We start from the raw sequence: 19416 nt of genomic DNA on the forward strand, positions 1-19416 counted from the left end.
ACCCGGCCGTTTTTTGTTTTCCCGCGCCAGGAAAACGGTTGGCAGTTCAGTGGGGCGCTCCGCATGCATACTAATAAAATGGGGTTCACATGAAGCACACTATCTTTGCCGCGGCGCTGGCTCTGGCCAGCATCTCCGCCGCCCACGCGGCCGCCATTGGCGGCCTGTACAACACCGGCCTCGGCGACGAGGGCACGCCGGAAGCCCATTACACCTTCAGCTCGTCCAGCGTGGGCGGCAGCGTGCCGACCATCACCACCAACAACATCTGGCCCGTCGACGGCACCTGGCTGCTGAATACCGCCACCTCCAAGTGGATCACGCCGACCGCCACCCAAGGCGAGTCGCTGGATCCGTCGGTGGATGGCATCTACACCTACACGCTGAAGTTCGATCTGACCGGCTACAACGCCTCCAGCGCCGTGTTCGACGGCCGCATGGCGGCGGACAACTTCGTCACCGTCAAGCTGAACGGCACGACCATCGGCAGCGCCGAAGGCTTCTCCAGCTGGCACGACTTTGGCGCCAGCACTGGTTTCGTGGCGGGCGAGAACACGTTGGAATTCGTCGTCAGCAACTACCATCTGGGCAGCGGCAACCCGACCGGTCTGCGCGTCGAGTTCGAATCGTCGAACGTGAGCGCCGTGCCTGAGCCTGCCACCTACGGCATGCTGCTGGGCGGCCTGGCGCTGGTCGGCGCGGTCGCGCGTCGCCGCCAGCGGACGTAATCAGGGTAGATGCTCACATGCTGTGAAGAAATTTACATGGCATGTGAGCATTTTCCGTAAAACCTCGTTATAATTCCCATCAGCAGCTCCCTCCTTTCGACGCCCTAAAAAACGGTTCGATGAAATCCAGGCATCCCCATCGATGCTGGCTAACCCACTTTTTTAGAGGCTCTCATGCAACGCAATCTCATCGCCGCCGCCGTGCTGGCGCTCACCGCATTCAATTCCGTCCACGCCGCCAGCATCACTGGCCTGAAAAACACCGGTCTTGGCGTCAGCGGCCAGGCCGATGGCAACTACAGTCTCAGTTCGGCGGTGAGCAGCGCGCCGGTCATCACCTACGACAGCCAATGGCCGATCGGCCCATGGCTGGCCAACGACAGCGTATCGAAGTGGATCACCCCGACCGCCAGCCAGGGCCAGAGCTTTGACCCATCGAGTGCCGGCAGCTACACCTATTCGTTGTCGTTCGACCTGAGCGGCTACGACGCGGCGAGCGCCGCCTTCACGGGCCGGCTGGCGGCCGACAACTCGGTGGTGGTCAAGCTGAACAACAACGTAATTGGCAGCGCCACCGGCTTTACCGACTGGACCGGTTTTGGCGCCAGCAGTGGTTTTGTATCCGGCGTCAACACGCTGGACTTCGTGGTGAGCAACTGGGCGCAGAACGGTGGCAATCCGACCGGGCTGCGGGTGGAGTTTGGTTCGTCGAGCATCACGGCAGCGGTTCCGGAGCCGGAAACGTACGCCATGCTGCTCGCCGGCCTCGTCATGGTGGGCGCCGTTGCGCGCCGCCGCAAGCGGTAAGCAGCAAGCAGTACCGCAGTATGTAAGGGAACTCCTTGGGTAATATTTCAACCGCCTCTCCGGGGCGGTTTTTTTTAATTCGGGGTCAGCTCTGACATTCGGACACGCAGCGTCCACTTTTGAGGTAGATCAAGATCTATCGGTGGGAAGTGGCACAATTTCACAAAGCCGCGTGACGTGGGCGGAACCAACAAATCGATAGCACGTTTTGAGCTGCGTCAGAGGTGGATGCTGCGTGTCCGAATGTCAGAGCTGACCCCGAATTGCGGGCATGAAAAAGCCGCCCGAAGGCGGCTTGGGGGAGGCGGCGTCGCTTAGTCGGCCGCGTAGATGTTGTTGTCCTTGGTTTCGCCTACGAACAGCACGCCGATCACGACGGTGATCAGGGCGATGATGATCGGGTACCACAGGCCGTAGTAGATGTCGCCCTTGAACGCCACCAGCGCGAACGAGATCGTCGGCAGCAGACCGCCAAACCAGCCGTTACCGATGTGGTATGGCAGGGACATCGAGGTGTAGCGGATGCGGGTCGGGAACATCTCCACCAGCATGGCCGCGATCGGGCCGTACACCATGGTCACGTACAGCACCAGGATGAACAGGATCAGGACCATCATCGGCTTGTTGATCTGCTCCGGATCAGCCTTGGCCGGGTAGCCGGCCGCCTTCACCGCCGCCGCCACGTCTTTCTTCAGCGCGGCGTCGGCGTCCTTGCTGGCCTTGTCGAAGTTCAGGCCGTCAGGGGTCAGCACGGCGTTGAAGGCGGTGATTTCCTTGTCGCCCACCTTGATCTTGGCCACGCTGCCAGCCGGCGCGTCCTGCTTGGTGTAGTTCACCGAGGCGTTCGACAGGATGCTGGTGGCAATGTCGCACGACGAGGTGAATTTCTTCTGGCCGGTCGGGTTGAACTGGAAGTTGCACGAGGCCGGATCGGCGTACACCACCACCGGCGAGTTCTTCAGCGCCGCTTCCAGCTGCGGGTTGCCGTAGTGGGTCAGGGCGCCGAACAGTGGGAAGTAGGTGGCGGCGGCCAGCACGCAGCCGCCCAGGATGATGTATTTGCGGCCGATCTTGTCCGACAGGATGCCGAAGAAGATGAAGAACGGGGTGGCCAGCGCCAGCGACAGCGCGGTCATGATGTTGGCGTTGGCGCCGTCGATCTTCAGCACCTGGGTCATGAAGAACAGCGCGTAGAACTGGCCGGTGTACCACACCACCGCCTGGCCCATGGTCAGGCCGACCAGCGCCAGGATGACGATTTTCAGGTTTTTCCACTGGCCGAACGCTTCGGTCAGCGGCGCTTTCGAGGTCTTGCCTTCGGCTTTCATCTTGGCGAAGGCCGGCGATTCATTCATCGACAGGCGGATCCACACCGAGATACCCAGCAGCAGCACCGATACCAGGAACGGCACGCGCCAGCCCCAGGCGTTGAAGGCTTCCTCGCCCACCGCGGTGCGGGTGCCCAGGATCACCAGCAGCGACAGGAACAGGCCCAGCGTCGCGGTGGTCTGGATCCATGAGGTGAACGAGCCGCGCTTGCCGTTCGGCGCGTGTTCGGCCACGTAGGTGGCCGCGCCGCCGTATTCGCCGCCCAGCGCCAGGCCCTGCAGGATGCGCAGGGTGACCAGGATGATCGGCGCGGCAATGCCGATCGCCGCGTAACCCGGTAACAACCCGACAATGAAGGTCGAGGCACCCATGATCAGGATGGTGATCAGGAAGGTGTATTTACGGCCGATCATGTCGCCAAGGCGGCCGAACACGACCGCGCCGAACGGACGCACGATGAAGCCGGCCGCGAACGCCAGCAGCGCGAAGATGAAGGTGGTGCTTGGGTCGCCAATGAAGAACTGCTTGGCGATGATCGATGCGAGCGAACCGTACAGATAAAAGTCGTACCATTCGAACACGGTGCCGAGTGAGGACGCAAAGATCACCTTGCGCTCTTCGGCGGTAATCGGGCTGGCTTTGCCCGATGCGCGCGGATCAGCCGTTCCTGTATTTGCCATGATGTGTGTCTCCTTTGATTTTGTAGGATGTTTTTTCCCCAGCCGAGATAGTTACTACTTCGTCAGCTTGCCCCCAGTCTGTACCTTTAACCTTACGTCATTCTTGCTTGAAACTTACACGGAGCTTACAAAAATATTTACGAACGACCGTGCTGAAACTATGCTATTCTGGACCGATAACATCTCATTCCATAGGAGACTCTCATGCTAGATGCCGTCATTGTTTCTACCGCCCGCACGGGCTTGGCAAAGTCGTGGAAAGGCGCGTTCAACATGACGCATGGCGCTACGCTGGGCGGCCACGCGCTGAAGGCGGCCATCGAGCGCGCCGGCATCGAGTCGGGCGAAGTGGAGGACGTGCTGGTCGGCTGCGCCAATCCGGAAGGCGCCACCGGCGGCAATATCGCGCGCCAGATCGCCATCCGCGCCGGCTGCCCGGTGACCACCGCCGGCATGACCATCAACCGTTTCTGCTCGTCCGGCCTGCAAACCATCGCCACGGCGGCGCAGCGCATCATCGCCGGCGAGGGCGATATCTATGCCGCCGGCGGCGTCGAGTCGATCTCGTGCGTGCAGCAGGAGATGAATCTGCATATGTACAAGGAGGTCTGGCTGTCGCAGCACAAGCCGGAAATCTATTGGCCGATGCTGCAAACCGCCGAAACCGTCGCCAAGCGCTACAACATCAGCCGCGCGCGCCAGGATGAATACGGCGTGCAAAGCCAGCAGCGCGCGGCCGCCGCGCAAGCCGCTGGTCTGTTCGACAAGGAAATCGTGCCGATGACCACCGTGATGGGCGTGGCCGACAAGGCCACCGGCCAGTTGCTGTCGCGCGAAGTGACCATCTCGGCCGACGAGGGCATCCGCGCCGACACGACTTACGAGGGCGTGTCCAAGATCCGTACCGCCGTGCCGGGCGGCGTGATCAGCGCCGGCAACGCCAGCCAGTTCTCCGACGGCGGTTCGATGGCCATCGTGATGAGTGCCCGGACCGCCGCCGCCAAGGGCCTGCAACCGCTGGGCGTGTTCCGTGGCTTCGCCGTCGCCGGTTGCGAGCCGGATGAGATGGGCATCGGCCCGGTGTTTGCGATTCCCAAGCTGCTGAAGAAGGCCGGCCTGAAAGTGGAGGACATCGGCCTGTGGGAACTCAACGAGGCGTTCGCCGTGCAGGTGCTGTACTGCGCCGACAAGCTGGGCATCCCGATGGATCGCTTGAATGTGAACGGCGGCGCGATCGCGGTCGGCCATCCTTACGGCGTGTCCGGCGCGCGCCTGGTCGGCCACGCGCTGATCGAAGGCAAGCGCCGTGGCGTGAAATATGTGGTGGTCACCATGTGTATCGGTGGCGGCCAGGGAGCGGCGGGCCTGTTCGAAGTGGTGTAAGCGCATGGACTCGACCATCCTGTCGCGCCGCGACCTGGCGTTCATGCTGTACGAATGGCTGGACGCGGAGGCGCTGACCAAGCGCAGCCGGTTCGCCGACCACAACCGCGAAACCTTCGACGCCGCCATCGACACCGCCGAACGGCTCGCCACCGAGCTGTTCGCCACCCATAACAAGAAGGCCGACCAGCACGAGCCCCATGTGGTGGACGGCGAGGTGCGACTGATCCCCGAGGTGAAGCTGGCGCTGGACGCGTTCAGCGCCGCCGGCCTGATGGCCGCCGGGCAGGATTACGAACGCGGCGGCATGCAGCTGCCGGCGGTGGTCGACAAGGCGCTGGCGGCGTGGTTTACGGCCGCCAACGTCAGCACCTCGGCCTATACTTTCCTCACCATGAGCAATGCCAACACCTTGCTCAAGACTGGCACACCGGAGCAGATCGAACGCTTCGTCAATCCGATGCTGGAGGGGCGCTTCTTCGGCACCATGTGCCTGTCCGAGCCGCAGGCCGGCTCCAGCCTGTCGGACATCACCACCCGCGCGGTGCCGGACGGCGACGGCCAGTACCGCATCACCGGCAACAAGATGTGGATTTCGGCCGGCGAGCATGAACTGGCGGAGAACATCATTCACCTGGTGCTGGCCAAGATCCCCGGCGAGGACGGCAAGCTGATCCCGGGCGTGAAGGGCATTTCGCTGTTCATCGTGCCCAAGTATCTGGTCAACGATGACGGCTCGCTCGGCGAGCGCAACGACGTGGCGCTCGCCGGCCTCAATCACAAGATGGGCAATCGCGGCACCACCAACTGCCTGCTCAATTTTGGCGAGAAGGGAGGCGCCATCGGCTACCTGGTCGGCAAGCCGCATCAGGGCCTGGCGAATATGTTCCATATGATGAACGAGGCGCGTATCGCGGTCGGCCTGAACGCGGCGGTGCAGGGCTATACCGGCTACTTGCACGCGCTCGATTACGCCCGCAATCGCCCGCAGGGCCGTCATCCGGCGCAGAAGGATCCGGCGCAGCCGCAGTTGCGCATCATCGAGCACACCGACGTGCGACGCATGCTGCTGGCGCAGAAGGCGTATGTGGAAGGCGCGCTGGGTCTGGTGTTGTACAGCGCGCGCCTGGTCGATGAGCAAAACGGCGCGGAAACGCCGGAGGCGCGCGAACATGCGGCGCGGCTGCTGGATTTCCTTACGCCGATCACCAAGTCGTGGCCGTCGCAGTGGTGCGTGGAGGCCAACTCGCTGGCGATCCAGGTGCACGGCGGCTACGGCTACACGCGTGAATACAACGTCGAGCAGTTCTACCGCGACAACCGCCTGAACGCGATCCACGAAGGCACGCACGGCATTCACGGCCTGGATCTGCTGGGCCGCAAGGTGTCTATGCAGGATGGCGCGTTGTTCCGCGCCATGGCCGCCGAAATCCGCAAGACCATCCGCAAGGTGCGTGGCAGCGTGGGCGCGCCGGAAGCGGCGCCGGTCGGTTATTCGGAGATCGGCAAGGAGCTGCTGGCGCATGCCGATGCGCTGGAGCAGGCATGGCAGGGCTTGGAACAAACCACGCGGAAGCTGTATGCTGTCGGCGACATGAACAAGACGCTGGCCAACGCCAGCACCTATCTGGAAGCGTGCGGCCATATTGTGGTCGCGTGGGTCTGGCTGCAGCAGGCCTTGCTGGCCGCGGCGTCGCTGCAAAAAGCCGATGAGGATTTCTATCGCGGCAAGCTGCAGGCCTGCCGTTATTTCTTCCGCTGGGAGCTGCCGAAAGTCGGGCCGCAGCTGGAGCTGCTGGACAGCATCGACACCACCACGCTCGACATGCGGGATGCGTGGTTTTAACCCGTCGCACCGGCGCAGGCCGGTGCCTATGGAACGCTCGCTCAGCATGGGCACCGGCCTTCGTCGGTGCGACGTGCATGGGCTGACACAAGGAGACACAATGCGTACTACCCAAGAACTGTTTTCGTTGGCCGGCAAGACCGCGCTGGTGACCGGCGGCTCGCGCGGGCTGGGCCTGCAGATGGCGCTGGCGCTGGGCGAGCAGGGCGCCAACATCGTAGTGTCGGCGCGCAAGCAGGCCGACCTCGACGAGGCCGTCGCCTTCCTGTCGCAGCACGGCATCCAGGCCCACGCCATCGCGGCCGACCTGTCGCAGGACGAGCAGGCCGCCAGGCTGGTGGACGGCGCCATCGCCCATCTCGGTCACATCGACATCCTGATCAATAACGCCGGCGCCAGCTGGGGCGCGCCGGCCGAGGACCATCCGGTGGAGGCGTGGGACAAGGTGATGGACCTGAACATCCGCAGCATCTTCGTGGTGTCGCAACTGGTGGGCAAGCGCTCGATGATTCCGCGCGGCTACGGCCGCATCATCAACATCGCCTCGATCGCGGGGCTGGCCGGCAACCCGCCGGGCACCATGCAGACCATCGCCTACAACACCTCAAAGGGCGCGCTGGTCAACTTCACCCGCACGCTGGCCGGCGAATGGGGCCGCCATGGCATCACCGTCAACGCGCTGGCGCCGGGTTTTTTCCCGTCCAAGATGACCAAGGGCCTGCTGTCTGTGATGGGCGAGGAGCTGGTCAAGCACGCGCCGCTGAACCGCCTGGGCGATGACGAGGACCTGAAGGGCGCGGCCGTGCTGTTCGCTTCCGATGCGGGCAAGCACATCACTGGCCAGATCCTGGCGGTGGATGGAGGCGTGTCGGCGGTATGAGCATTCCCGAGTCTTATCAGCGCATCGTGCTGGCGGCGCGGCCGCGCGGTGCGGTCGTGCCGGAGAACTTCCGTCTCGAAACCGTGCCGGTGCCGCAGCTGGCCGATGGCGAAGTCCTGGTCCGCAACCACTACCTGTCGCTCGATCCCTATATGCGCGGCCGCATGAGCAAGGCGGCCAGCTACGCCGCCTCGCAGGCCGTGGATGACACCATGATCGGCGGCACGGTGGGCCAGGTGGTGGCCTCGCGCAATGCGTTTTACCAGGTCGGCGATTACGTCAACGGCATGCTGGGCTGGGCCGAGATGGGCGTGTCCGATGGCTTGTTGCTGCGCAAGCTGGATACCACGCGCATTCCGCTGTCGGCCTACTTGGGCGTGGTCGGCATGCCGGGCATGGCCGCCTGGTATGGCTTTAATCAGATCATGGAAGCGGCGGCCGGCGAAACCGTGGTGGTCTCGGCCGCCAGCGGCGCGGTTGGCGGTGTGGTGGGCCAACTGGCGCGCCTGCGCGGCTGCCGCGTGGTCGGCATCGCCGGCGGGCCGGAGAAGTGTGAGTACGTGGTCAAGGAACTGGGCTTCGACGCCTGCGTCGATTACAAGGCCGGCAATCTGGAGGCCGACCTGGCCGCCGCCACGCCGGACGGTGTGGACGCCATCTTTGAAAACGTCGGCGGCGCCTGCCTCGACGCGTCGCTGGCGCGCACCAACGCGTTCGCCCGCATCGCGCTGTGCGGGTTGATCGCCGGTTATAACGGCGCCGACATGCCGATCAAGAATTCACGCGTGCTCCTGATCAACCGCCTGACCGTGCGCGGTTTCATCATCACCGAGCATATGGAGTTTTGGCAGCAGGGCTTGCAGGAATTGGCGGTGCTGGTTGCGAACAAGCAGATCAAGTACCGCGAGACGGTGGCCGAAGGCCTGGCCGCCGCGCCGCAAGCGTTTATCGGCCTGCTGCAGGGGCATAACTTTGGCAAACAACTGGTGAAGCTCATATGAAAACATTCCGGGACAAGGTCGCCGTCATCACTGGCGGCGCAAGTGGTTTGGGTCGTCAGTTCGCCAATGTGGCGGCGCGCGAGGGCATGAAGCTGGTGCTGGCCGATGTTCAGGGCGATGCGCTGGAACGGGCCGTGGACGAGCTGCGGGCGCAAGGCGCCAGCGTCATCGGCCGCCTGTGCGACGTGCGCAAGGGCGAGCAGGTGCAGGCCCTGGCCGACGCCGCCGTGGCCGAGTTCGGCGCCGTGCACCTGGTGTTCAACAACGCCGGTGTCGGTTCGGGCGGCCTGATCTGGGAAAACACCGAGGCAGACTGGGAATGGGTGATGGGCGTGAATGTCTGGGGCGTGATCCACGGCGTGCGCATCTTCACCCGGCTGATGCTGGCCGCCGCTGAAAAGGATCCGGCGTTTGAAGGCCACATCGTCAACACGGCCTCGATGGCCGGGTTGCTGACGGCCCCGGCCATGGGGGTGTACAACGTCTCCAAGCACGCCGTGGTGGCGCTGACGGAAACCCTGTACCAGGACTTGCAACTGGTCGGCGCGCCGATCGGCGCCTCGGTGCTGTGCCCGTATTTTGTACCGACCGGCATCAGCCAGTCGCACCGCAACCGCCCGGACGACGTGCGCATGACCGATCGCCCGACCGCCAGCCAGTTGGCGGCGCAGGCCATGACCGACAAGGCGGTGACGTCTGGTAAAGTGTCGGCGGAAGCGGTGGCGGAAACCACCTTCAAGGCCATCGCCGATGGCCAGTTCTATATTTACTCGCATCCGGACGCGCTGGCCGGCGTGCGCGAGCGCATGGAGCACATCGTGGCCGGCATCAACCCGGCCGATCCCTACGCCGCCGCGCCCCAATTGCGCGAAGGCTTGCGCGCGAAAATCAAGGGAGCACCACGATGATCAAACTGGGCGACTGGAATACGCTCAACGCCGACGCCAAGCTGATCCGTTTTGAAGTGTTCGTGCAGGAGCAGAACGTTCCGCCCGAACTGGAGATGGACCACATGGACGCCGTGTGCCTGCACGCGGTGGCCTACGACGAGGCCGGCGTGCCGGTCGGCACCGGCCGCCTGCTGCCGGACGGTCATATCGGCCGCATGGCGGTGCGCAAGCTGGGGCGCGGCAACGGCGTCGGTGGCGCCTTGTTGCAGGCGCTGATGGCGCAGGCCAGGTCGCGCGGCGACAAGGTCGTGGTGCTGAGCGCGCAAACGCACGCGGCGCCGTTTTACCAGCGCCACGGGTTCAGCATCGATGGGGAAGAGTTTTACGAGGCCGGCATACCGCACATCAATATGCGGCACACCTTTTGAGTCACGCCTCGCTGTCGATCAGCATGCCTTTCAGGCTGCCCAGGTTCTTGCCGATCTCCAGCGACTGCTCCGAGGGAAACTGGCGCAGCACTTTCTTGGTCTCGGTATCGATCACCTTGACGACGGACAGGCCGCTGTCCTCGTCGATGCTGAAATGCACCTCGCTGTTGTCTTCCAGGAAACGGTTAATCGCGTCGACGGAATTCTTGAGCTCCGCTTTGCTGGGCGTGCGCGGTGGCGTCGCATCTTTGCTCGCGACGACCGGTGCCGCGGCTTGGGGGGTATCGGCGCTCGCAGCCCGTCCGGACACCGGCGCGGGCGCGGGCGCTGCGGGTAACAAGTCCAGGCGGTTGATGCTGCTCGTGTCCATGATGCTTACTTTCCTTCAGGTAATAGATGGATTGCTGCGTTACTAGCAATAACGGCAGGCCTGAAGAAAAGTTGAGTGGGAACGCCGAAAATTAATGAATCAACATTTCCCGCAGCGTGGCGGGCGCGTTGGCGTACAGCTTGACCACGGTGGAGGTGCGGGTGCCGTAGTTGGGGCTTTCGATACGGACGGCGGACAGCACGCGCTCCAGATCCAGCGGCACGCCGGTTTCCGGCAGGCGCAGGTCGGGGGCCTGGGTGGTATCGGACAGCATTTCGAAGAAGGCGTCGTCCGGCGCGCCCAGGCATAGCAGGCTGGCGAATTGCGCCTTGGTCTTCAGGACTTTTGGCCAAGGCGCGTCCAGCAGCGCGTTGGACAGGCCGTAGACGCCCGGCGCCAGCGGCTGGCCATTGCGCGGGTCGCTGTCGCCTTTGTTGGAGTACCAGATCAGGGTATCGCGGTCGCCCAGCACCAGGTTGAAGCCGTTGTACCGGTCGGCCGTGGGGCGGATGGCCTCGACGTATTCCTGCGGCGTCATGTTGCCGGCCAGGAAGTTGGAGACCAGCTGGCCGCGCGACGGCGCGTCATCCTTGTGCTCGGACGGCGCGCGGATGTTGGTGATGGCGGCGAAGCGCGACGGCCCGCCGTCGCCGCCCGGCTGCGGCTGCGTGATGCCCATCCAGCTGCCGCCGGCCTGCAGGTCGCGGCCGGCGTAGATCTGCGGATGCTCAGGCCACGGGGCGGCCGGGGCGGTGGCGCGCTGATAGTATTCGTCGCGGTTGGCCGCGGCGATCAGCGGCACCGAGGGCACCACCTGCCAGGCAAAGACGATCAGGCACATGGGACCACATCCATGAAGATTTCGGTATGGCGCAGGCCGGCGATCCAGGACAGCACGCCGGCTTCATGGATCGCGTGTTCAAGCTCGGCCGCGAATCCTTCGGGCGTGGCCTGGTACACCTCCATCCACGTCTGCACGCCGTCCCTGGCTTCCGGGCGGCGCTTGAGTTGACCCGCGACGCCATGGCGCCGCGCCAGCGTCGCCTGCATGGCGGCGACCGCCGCCTGCAAGGACGCCGCGTCGGCATCCTTGACCTTGTAATAGATGTAGAGGTCCATGCTAGAGATCGAGCGGTTCCAGCACGTACGGCATGTCGAGGAAGGCCAGCGGCGTGCCTTCGGCCGAACCGAGGCGCACCGAGCCGGCCTCGATGGCGGCCAGTTTCATTTCCACCAGCGCATCGACGCCGCCGTTGCCGTTGGGCGCGGCGTTGACGATCATGCCGCATGGCTGCTCGGGATCGGCGGTGGCGAAGACTTCCATGCCGGCCGCCGCCGTCAGATCGGGAATGCTGACCAGCGTGGTGCGACGCTTGAGCTTGCCGAGGTACTGGCTGCGCGCGACGATTTCCTGACCGGGGTAGCAGCCTTTCTTGAAGTTGACGCCACCCAGCAGCTCGTAGTTCACCATCTGTGGTACGAACTGTTCCTGCGTCGCCTTGGTGATTTGCGGCACGCCGGCGTGGATCTCGGACAGGTGCCATGCGCTCGCGTCGCACTCGGCCAGCTTGACGGCCAGCGCGGGCTTGACGGTGGCGGCCGTTTCCGCCGACAGCAGCCACTGGTAGCGCGGCGCGCCGAAGGCGTCCGCCACGCGGATCAGCGTGCCGAGTTCGTGGTCGAGCTTGGCGTAGGGTTGGGCGGGCAGGGTGTCGAACCAGGTTTGCAGGGCGGCCGGGGCGGCCGCGCCGCCGATGCCGAGCACCACCTGATTGGCGGGCAGTTCGGTGGCGTCGCTCAGCTTGGTCTTGGCGCGCAGCACGAACATCGACAGGCGTTTCTGCACCGGCGCCTGGATATCGCGCGGCAGTTGCAGGAAGATGGCGGAGGCGTTGCGCCACATCAGGAACGAGGCCAGCAGGCGGCCCTTGGGCGAGCAGTAGCCCGCCAGGCGTGCTTCGTTCTGGCCGAGGTGCTCAACGTCATTGGTCAGCTGATTGTGCAGGAAGCTGGCCGATTCTTCGCCGTCCAGCGCGATCAGTCCGAGGTCGGTGATCGGGGCGAAAAATCCCGCTGCGAGATGGGTGGTGTTCTGGGCGGACATAATTTTCAATATTTTGACTGGGAAGGCATTATCATTACGGGCTTATTATAGTGATGTCGCGAAAATCGCGTCAGATCGACTTGATCCACCCATCCGGCTTAATAATGGTTTTTATCAAAAAAATAATTGGTCTGTGTGTTTTGTTCGCCATTCTTGGCGGCGCGTATTTTATGTACTGGTCGCAAAAGCCCATCATTCCCGACGATGCGGAGGCGATTGAATTCACCATCACGCCCGGCAGCGGCGCCCACGCCGCCGGCCAACAGATCGCCGAGGCCGGCGTGCCGATCCAGCCGCTGCTGTTCAACCTGCTGGCACGCGTGACCAACAAGAGCGCCCGGCTGAAAGCCGGTTCCTACGAGCTCAAACCGGGCTCGACGCCACTGCGCCTGATCGACCAGCTGGCGCGCGGCGAGTTCGCGCAGGAGCAGCTGACCATCATCGAGGGTTGGAGCTTCCGCCAGATGCGTGCCGCCATCGCCGCGCACAAGGGCCTCAAGCACGACACCATCGCGCTGTCCGACGCCGAGGTCATGACCGCCATCGCGTCGGAATACAAGCAGCCCGAGGGATTGTTCTTCCCCGATACCTATCTGTTCGCCAAGGGCGCCAGCGATTTACAGATCTACAAGCAGGCGCACGCGATGATGTTGACCCGCCTGGCCGAGGCGTGGGACAAGCGCGATCCGGCGTTGCCATACAAGACGCCGTACGAGGCGCTGACCATGGCCTCCATCGTGGAAAAGGAAACCGGTCAGAAATCCGAGCGCGCCATGATCGCCGGCGTGTTCGTGAACCGCCTGAAGATCGGCATGCTGCTGCAGACCGATCCGACCGTGATTTACGGCATGGGCCTCAAATACGACGGCAAGATCCGCAAGAAGGACCTGGAGACCGACACGCCATACAACACCTACACGCGCGCCGGCCTGCCGCCGACGCCGATCGCCTTGCCGGGCGTGCAATCGCTGACGGCGGCGCTGGCGCCGGCCAAGACGGCCGCGCTGTACTTCGTCTCCCGGGGCAATGGCACCAGCCAGTTCTCGGACAACCTGAACGATCACAATCGGGCAGTCAACCAGTATCAACGATAATAACAACATGGGTAAATTCATCACCTTTGAAGGCATCGACGGTGCAGGCAAGTCCACGCACATCGCCTTCGTTTCCGATTACATCAAGGCGCGCGGCTTCGAGCTGGTCAGCTCGCGCGAGCCGGGCGGCACGCCGCTGGGCGAAAAGCTGCGCGAGATAGTGCTGCATGAAAAAATGCACCTCGAAACCGAGGCGCTGCTGGTGTTCGCCAGCCGCCGCGAACACATCGCCCAGGTGATAAAGCCGGCGCTGGCGCGCGGCGCCTGGGTGATCTCGGACCGTTTCACCGATTCCACCTTCGCCTACCAGGGCGGCGGCCGCGGCACCAGCCTGGCCAAGCTGGAGGCGCTGGAGCAATGGGTCCATCCCGACCTGCAGCCCGACCTGACCCTGCTGTTCGACGTGCCGCTGGACGTGGCGCGCGCGCGGCTGGACGCCACCCGCGACCTGGACAAGTTTGAGCAGGAAAAAGCCGACTTCTTCGCCGCCACCCGCAGCGAGTACCTGCGCCGCGCGGCCCAGTTTCCGCAGCGCTTCCGCGTGATCGATTCCACGCAAAGCATTGCCGAGATCCAGTTGCAAATCGCCGCCATCCTTGACGCCTGCTTTTGAAATACAATACTGAGTAATGAGTCATTCCATCTATCCGTGGCAAGAATCGTCGTGGCGGCAGCTGCAAACGCTGCGCCAGCGCATGCCGCACGCCATCTTGTTCCATGGCGCCGCCGGCATCGGCAAGGCCGATTTCATCGAGCGCTTTGCGCAAGGCCTGCTGTGCGAGGCGGTGCTGCCGGACGGCCACGCCTGCGGCCAGTGCGCCTCCTGCGGCTGGTTCTCGCAGCAAAACCATCCGGACTACCGCCGCGTGCGGCCCGAGTCCATGGAGGATGAACCGGCCGCCGAGGGCGAAGAGGGCGATGGCGAGGCCAAAAAGGCCGCCAAGTCCAAGACCCCATCGAAGGAAATCAAGATCGAGCAAATCCGCTCGCTGGCCGATTTCATGAACATTTCCACCCACCGCCAGGGTTTGCGCGTGGTGGTGCTGTATCCGGCCGAGGCGCTCAACATGCCTGCCTCCAACGCCTTGCTGAAAACGCTGGAAGAGCCGCCGCCGGGCACGGTATTCCTGGTCGCCTCCAATGGCCTGGACCGGGTGCTGCCGACCATTCTGTCGCGCTGCCGCAAGTTCGCCATGCTGATGCCGACCCACGCCGAGGCGCTGGCCTGGCTCAAGGAGCAGGGTGTGCCGGATGCCGACAGCTGGCTGCGCGAGCAGGGCGGCGCGCCGCTGGCCGCCATGGCGCAGGCCGAAAACGGCAGCCGCGAGGAGCTGGAGACACTGCTGCAGCTGCTGGCCCACCCCAGCGTCGAAGGCGCGCTGAAAGTGGCTGACAAGTTACAAAAAGTTCCGCTCGCCGGCCCGGTTTCGTGGCTGCAGCGCTGGCTTTATGACGTGTTTTCCTACAAACTGGCAGGTAACATCCGTTATTATCCTCGCTACCAGAAAGAGCTGGCCGGCCTGGCGGACAAGATCCATGTGAGCCGCCTGATGGCCGCGATCAAGGGCGCCAACGAACGCCGCGCGACGGCCGACCATCCGCTTTCGCCCAAGCTGTTCCTGGAGGATATGCTGCTGGAGTACGCCAACTGCTGCGAAAGGTAAGGAATGTCCGCTGCCAGCCCACTCGACCCGAACACCGTGCCGATGACTCCACGGCCGACGGTGCTGTCGCTGGCGATCAAGGAGAAGGCGGCGCTGTACGCCGCCTACATGCCTTTCCTGAAAAACGGCGGCATGTTCGTGCCGACCCAGAAGCCGTACAAGCTGGGCGATGAGATCTACCTGATCCTCGCGCTGATGGACGATCCCAACAAATACCCCATCGCAGGCAAGGTCGCCTGGATCACGCCGCCCGGCGCGCATAACAACAAGGCGCAGGGCATCGGCGTGCACTTCCCGGACGACGAGAGCGGCCAGCGCGCCCGCCTGCGCATCGAAGAAATCCTCGGCGCCGCGTTGCGCTCCTCGCGCGCCACTCACACTTTGTAATGTTCCGACTCATGACTTTCCGCCATCGCCTCGCCACGCTTGAAGACCTGCCCGCCATCGTCGCCATCTACAACAGCACCATCGCCTCGCGCGAAGTGACCGCCGATACCGAACCGGTGTCGGTCGAGTCGCGCCTGCAGTGGTATCACGATCACACGCCGGAAAAGCGTCCGCTGTGGATCATTCATCCAGCCGGGGGCGATGAGATTCTGGGGTGGATGTCGTACTCGAATTTCTATGGCCGTCCGGCCTATTCGGGCACGTCCGAGATTTCGATTTACATCGCCGAGGCGGCGCGCGGCAAGGGCGTGGGCAGCTATTGCATCGAGCAGGCGATCGCCTACGCGCCGCGGATCAAGGTGCACACCTTATTGGGATTCATTTTCGGCCACAACAAGCCGAGCCTCGGCCTGTTTGGCAAATTCGGTTTCGAGACCTGGGCGCATCTGCCCAAGGTGGCCAATCTGGACGGCGTCGAGCGCGACCTGATTATCCTTGGAAAACGCGTGGCGTAAGCTGGATTTGCGGGCTGTCGAAATCGACCGTCATGGTGCGGCCGCCCGCCAGGATGACGTTGAATGGTGTGTCGTCGCGCGGACCGCCGCGTGAGCTGGCGAACAGATTGCTGAAATTGCCGAAGCCGTTATCGTGCGGCAGGTCGGCATAGGCGTCGACCTCCAGTTCTTCGATGCGGGCGCTCAGCCGTTCCACCTTGCGGCGCAGTTCGGCCAGTTCCCGTTCTTTCTCTTCCAGCAGGGCGTTGAAGCGGCGCTCGGCGTCGTCGTGCAGCTTGTCGGCCAGTTGTTCCACCAGCGTTTGCAGGCTGCGCGCCGTGTCCTCGCGCTTGACGCCGGCGCCGTTGTCTTCCTCCGCCAGCTCCTTCAGGTGCTTGTGGATGGTCGACTTGGAGCCGGTGTCGCCCAGGGCGTGGCGCACCGCGTCAACGGAGGGATAGCGTCCCTCGGCCAGTAACTGATCCCGCGTGGCCCTGACTTGTGACTTGGTTAATCCGGTGCGCGCCATGTTTCCATCCTTTCAAACTCAGGAGCTGGCTTGGCCCACCAGTCCGCGATTCTGTGCACGGTTCAGTTTAGGGTGCACGACAGGAATCGTCAACATGGTGCTGCCGGCCGCCATCAGCAGCAGGGCGGTGAAGGTCTCGCTGGTGATGATTTGCTTGTCCAGCAGGATGTTGGCGAACACGATTTCGATCAGGCCCTTGGATTGCAGCAGCCAGCCAATGATGCTGGCCTCGCCGTCCTTCCACTTCAGCATCTTGCCGGCGATGTGGGCGCCGGCCAGCTTGCCGCCGACCGAGGCGAACAGCAGCAGGCCCGCCACGAAGAACACCGAGTAGCCGCCGAGGTCCCATTTGGTGCGCAGGCCGGTGCTCAGGAAGAACACGGGCATCAGCACCAGCAGCACGGCCTTGAACAGCTGGTCCAGCTTTTCCTGGCCAAACCATTCGGCGTCCATCACCACGCCGGCCAGGAAGGCGCCGACCATGAAGTGCAGGCCGGCCCAGTCGGCGCCGAACGCGCACGCGATCAGCCACACCAGCGCCACGTACCAGCGGTCGCTTTCCTTGAGGCGCGCCATCAGGCGGCGGAAGGCGAAGGTCAGCAGGGCGAAGGCGACCAGGAAGCCGGCCTGGCGGCCCACCCGTTCCCAGTCCAGCATGATCAGCGCCAGCACGCCCCAGATGGCGACGTCGTCCAGGCTGGCGTAGCGCATGATGCGCTGGCCCATGGGCTGGCGCAGGATGTCGAGTTTTTCCAGCAGCAGCACCAGCACCGGCAGCGCGGTCACGGCGCAGGCCATGCCGGTGCCCAGCATGAATTGCCAGTTGGCGGCCTTGGCGCCGATCCAGCCCTGGTATTGCATCAGCAGCAGGGCGGCGGCGCAGCCGAACAGCAGCGGCACGCCGAGCGACAGGCCGGCGGTGGTGGCGCTTTCGCGGCGGAATTGCCAGACTTTTTTCAGGTCCAGCTCGACGCCGGCCAGCATGACGAACAGCATCACGCCCCATTGGGCGATGCCGTTGAGGGTTTTCACCACGTCCGGAGTGAACAGGAATTTGAAGTAGTCTGGCAACGCCGCGCCCAGCACGCCCGGCCCCAGCACGATACCCATGATGATCTGCACCACCACCAGCGGCGCGAAATATTCGGTTCTGCCCAGGCGCCACACCAGATACGGCGCGGTGAAGATCAGCAGCATCGCCAACAGGAAGATTTCGGTCGTACTCATAGGTCCCCTTTATTATTGGTTGTAACGTAATTACATAATGTAACGGGATGCTATCCGACTATTGGCAAATGTGAAAGCGTTTTCTTGCGAAGTGTGGTATCGGGTACAATCCTGGCATGTATATCGATTCCCATTGCCACATTAATTTCCCCGAGCTGGCTGCGCGCATGCCGGATATCCTGGCCCAGATGGAGCACAACAAGGTCACCCATGCGCTGTGCGTGTCGGTCGATCTGCCGGATTTCCCGCAGGTGCTGGCGCTGGCCCACCAGTATCCGCACATCTACGCCTCGGTCGGCGTGCATCCGGACTATGAAGACACGCCTGAACCGTCGGTCGAGCAGCTGGTGGAGCTGGCCGATGACCCGAAAATCATCGCCATCGGCGAGACCGGGCTGGATTATTTCCGCCTGCAGGGCGACCTGGAATGGCAGCGCGAGCGCTTCCGTACCCACATCAAGGCGTCGCGCATCACGCGCAAGCCGCTGATCATCCATACCCGTAACGCCAGCGAGGATACGATACGTATCATGCGCGAAGAGGGCGCGGGCACGGAGGCGGGCGGTGTGGCCGGTGTGATGCACTGCTTCACCGAGTCGCTGGAGGTGGCGCGGGCCGCCATCGAGATGGGCTTTTACATTTCCTTCTCCGGCATCGTGACCTTCAAGAGCGCCAAGGAGTTGCAGGCGGTGGCGCTGGAGCTGCCGCTGGAACGCATCCTGATCGAGACCGATTCGCCCTACCTGGCGCCGGTGCCGTATCGCGGCAAGGTGAATGAGCCGGGCTTCGTGGCCCACGTGGGCGAATATCTCGCCAAGCTGAAAGGCGTGCCGGTCGAACAAGTGGCGGCGCAGACCACTGCCAATTTCCGCGAATTGTTCAAGGTGGCTGCATGATGCGCCGGCGGGTGGTGGTCGCGGCACTGGCGGCCGCCTTGCTGGCACCGGCTTTTGCCGCCGCAGAGACCGACGACGAGGTGGAGTTCTTCCGCGCAGCCCAGCTGGACGCGACCAGCCGCGTGGCGGCGGCGCTGCGGCGCGGCGTCAACCCGAACGTGCGCGACGCGAACGGCGAGACCGGCCTGATCGTCGCCATGCGCTATGAATCGCTGAACGTGGCCCGCCTGCTGATGGATCAGCCGGGCATCGACCTGGAAGCCAAGGCGCCGAATGGCAACACGGCGCTGATGATGGCGGCCTTCCGCAAGAATAAGACTGCACTGATGGAGATGCTCAAGCGCGGCGCGCAGGTGAATCAGACCGGCTGGACGGCGTTACATTACGCGGCGGCGGCGGGCAGCGTTGAAATAACCACCATCCTGCTCGACAAGCATGCCTACATCGACGCCGAGTCGCCGTCGGGCATGACGCCGCTGATGATTGCCGCCCGTGAAGGTCAGGAGGAAGTGGTTGAGCTGTTGCTGAAGGAGGGCGCGGACGCGACCCTGAAGGACGGCGGTTTCCACCTCACCGCCTCCGAATTCGCCCTCAAGGCGGACAAGCCGTGGATCGCCAAGACCATCAACGCCTTCCTGGCGAATAAGAAGCCCCGCTAAACGAAGATCCGTCATTCCGG

22 protein-coding genes are annotated in these 19416 nt (G+C 63.7%); 15 read left to right on the forward strand and 7 right to left on the reverse strand.

Annotation, left to right across the window (positions count from 1 at the left end; genetic code table 11):
- Window positions 1-89: 89 nt before the first annotated feature.
- Together FHW83_RS26440 and FHW83_RS26445 are read left to right on the forward strand one after the other, a co-directional pair.
- A complete protein-coding gene (locus tag FHW83_RS26440) occupies window positions 90-728 on the forward strand; it encodes a PEP-CTERM sorting domain-containing protein (protein WP_176649350.1) in 639 nt (212 codons plus the stop codon).
- 174 nt (window positions 729-902) lie between these two features.
- Entirely contained in the window at window positions 903-1535 is a 633-nt protein-coding gene (locus FHW83_RS26445) for a PEP-CTERM sorting domain-containing protein (RefSeq protein WP_176649351.1), read from the forward strand.
- A 314-nt stretch (window positions 1536-1849) separates the two neighbouring features.
- On the opposite strand, the gene FHW83_RS26450 is transcribed toward FHW83_RS26445, so the two are convergent.
- Window positions 1850-3544, reverse strand: coding sequence for an MFS transporter (locus FHW83_RS26450; protein WP_218106457.1), 1695 nt, complete (start codon window positions 3542-3544; stop codon window positions 1850-1852).
- Window positions 3545-3748: 204 nt separating this feature from the next.
- Here FHW83_RS26450 and FHW83_RS26455 point away from each other — a divergent pair, with 204 nt between their 5' ends.
- From FHW83_RS26455 to FHW83_RS26480, 6 genes are all read left to right on the forward strand, one after another.
- Window positions 3749-4927 (forward strand): acetyl-CoA C-acyltransferase, encoded by a 1179-nt coding sequence (locus FHW83_RS26455; protein ID WP_176649352.1) that lies wholly within the window; start codon window positions 3749-3751, stop codon window positions 4925-4927.
- 4 nt (window positions 4928-4931) lie between these two features.
- A complete protein-coding gene (locus FHW83_RS26460; protein ID WP_176649353.1) occupies window positions 4932-6773 on the forward strand; it encodes an acyl-CoA dehydrogenase in 1842 nt (613 codons plus the stop codon).
- Between the two features lie 100 nt (window positions 6774-6873).
- Entirely contained in the window at window positions 6874-7653 is a 780-nt protein-coding gene (locus FHW83_RS26465; RefSeq protein WP_176649354.1) for an SDR family oxidoreductase, read from the forward strand.
- 2 nt (window positions 7654-7655) lie between these two features.
- The gene (locus FHW83_RS26470; protein WP_373997274.1) at window positions 7656-8654 is read left to right on the forward strand and encodes an NADP-dependent oxidoreductase; all 999 of its coding nucleotides are present in this window, start codon (window positions 7656-7658) and stop codon (window positions 8652-8654) included.
- On the forward strand, window positions 8651-9562 hold the full coding sequence (locus FHW83_RS26475; RefSeq protein WP_176649356.1) for an SDR family oxidoreductase: 912 nt from the start codon (window positions 8651-8653) through the stop codon (window positions 9560-9562). The genes FHW83_RS26470 and FHW83_RS26475 overlap by 4 nt, the downstream gene beginning before the upstream one ends.
- Window positions 9559-9972: a GNAT family N-acetyltransferase gene (locus FHW83_RS26480; RefSeq protein ID WP_176649357.1), complete on the forward strand. Its 414-nt coding sequence runs from the start codon at window positions 9559-9561 to the stop codon at window positions 9970-9972. Before FHW83_RS26475 ends, FHW83_RS26480 begins: the two co-directional genes overlap by 4 nt.
- A 1-nt stretch (window position 9973) precedes the next feature.
- Here the strand turns inward: FHW83_RS26480 and FHW83_RS26485 are convergent, their stop codons facing one another.
- The 4 genes from FHW83_RS26485 to FHW83_RS26500 all read right to left on the reverse strand — a co-directional run bounded on the left by FHW83_RS26485 (window position 9974) and on the right by FHW83_RS26500 (window position 12446).
- On the reverse strand, window positions 9974-10342 hold the full coding sequence (locus tag FHW83_RS26485; RefSeq protein WP_176649358.1) for a flagellar protein FlaG: 369 nt from the start codon (window positions 10340-10342) through the stop codon (window positions 9974-9976).
- 91 nt (window positions 10343-10433) lie between these two features.
- Entirely contained in the window at window positions 10434-11183 is a 750-nt protein-coding gene (locus FHW83_RS26490) for an NRDE family protein (protein ID WP_176649359.1), read from the reverse strand.
- On the reverse strand, window positions 11174-11461 hold the full coding sequence (locus tag FHW83_RS26495; protein ID WP_176649360.1) for a DUF4936 family protein: 288 nt from the start codon (window positions 11459-11461) through the stop codon (window positions 11174-11176). The genes FHW83_RS26490 and FHW83_RS26495 overlap by 10 nt, the downstream gene beginning before the upstream one ends.
- Window position 11462: 1 nt before the next feature.
- Window positions 11463-12446 carry a folate-binding protein YgfZ gene (locus FHW83_RS26500; RefSeq protein WP_176649361.1) on the reverse strand — a complete coding sequence of 328 codons (984 nt, stop codon included), beginning with the start codon at window positions 12444-12446 and terminating at the stop codon, window positions 11463-11465.
- A gap of 104 nt (window positions 12447-12550) precedes the next feature.
- On the opposite strand from FHW83_RS26500, the gene mltG reads away from it, so the two are divergent.
- From mltG to FHW83_RS26525, 5 genes are read left to right on the forward strand one after another with little or no spacing between them, the layout of a single operon-like run.
- On the forward strand, window positions 12551-13540 hold the full coding sequence (mltG, locus tag FHW83_RS26505) for an endolytic transglycosylase MltG (RefSeq protein ID WP_176649362.1): 990 nt from the start codon (window positions 12551-12553) through the stop codon (window positions 13538-13540).
- A 7-nt stretch (window positions 13541-13547) separates the two neighbouring features.
- Window positions 13548-14153 carry a dTMP kinase gene (gene tmk / locus FHW83_RS26510; RefSeq protein WP_176649363.1) on the forward strand — a complete coding sequence of 202 codons (606 nt, stop codon included), beginning with the start codon at window positions 13548-13550 and terminating at the stop codon, window positions 14151-14153.
- A 16-nt stretch (window positions 14154-14169) separates the two neighbouring features.
- The gene (locus FHW83_RS26515) at window positions 14170-15204 is read left to right on the forward strand and encodes a DNA polymerase III subunit delta' (protein WP_176649364.1); all 1035 of its coding nucleotides are present in this window, start codon (window positions 14170-14172) and stop codon (window positions 15202-15204) included.
- A 3-nt stretch (window positions 15205-15207) separates the two neighbouring features.
- A complete protein-coding gene (locus FHW83_RS26520; protein ID WP_174821652.1) occupies window positions 15208-15591 on the forward strand; it encodes a PilZ domain-containing protein in 384 nt (127 codons plus the stop codon).
- 11 nt (window positions 15592-15602) lie between these two features.
- The gene (locus FHW83_RS26525) at window positions 15603-16106 is read left to right on the forward strand and encodes a GNAT family N-acetyltransferase (RefSeq protein ID WP_176649365.1); all 504 of its coding nucleotides are present in this window, start codon (window positions 15603-15605) and stop codon (window positions 16104-16106) included.
- Here the strand turns inward: FHW83_RS26525 and FHW83_RS26530 are convergent.
- On the reverse strand, window positions 16081-16614 hold the full coding sequence (locus FHW83_RS26530) for a DNA-binding protein (protein ID WP_176649366.1): 534 nt from the start codon (window positions 16612-16614) through the stop codon (window positions 16081-16083). The two genes, FHW83_RS26525 and FHW83_RS26530, sit on opposite strands and share 26 nt — an antisense overlap.
- Window positions 16615-16632: 18 nt before the next feature.
- Entirely contained in the window at window positions 16633-17841 is a 1209-nt protein-coding gene (locus FHW83_RS26535) for a cation:proton antiporter (protein ID WP_176649367.1), read from the reverse strand.
- Between the two features lie 116 nt (window positions 17842-17957).
- Between FHW83_RS26535 and FHW83_RS26540 the strand changes: the two genes are divergently transcribed.
- Together FHW83_RS26540 and FHW83_RS26545 are read left to right on the forward strand one after the other, a co-directional pair.
- Window positions 17958-18737, forward strand: coding sequence for a TatD family hydrolase (locus tag FHW83_RS26540; RefSeq protein WP_176649368.1), 780 nt, complete (start codon window positions 17958-17960; stop codon window positions 18735-18737).
- Window positions 18734-19396 (forward strand): ankyrin repeat domain-containing protein, encoded by a 663-nt coding sequence (locus tag FHW83_RS26545; protein ID WP_176649369.1) that lies wholly within the window; start codon window positions 18734-18736, stop codon window positions 19394-19396. Before FHW83_RS26540 ends, FHW83_RS26545 begins: the two co-directional genes overlap by 4 nt.
- The last annotated feature ends 20 nt before the right edge of the window (window positions 19397-19416 follow it).

This window comes from Duganella sp. SG902 (genome assembly GCF_013376005.1).
Taxonomy (GTDB): Bacteria; Pseudomonadota; Gammaproteobacteria; order Burkholderiales; family Burkholderiaceae_D; genus Rugamonas.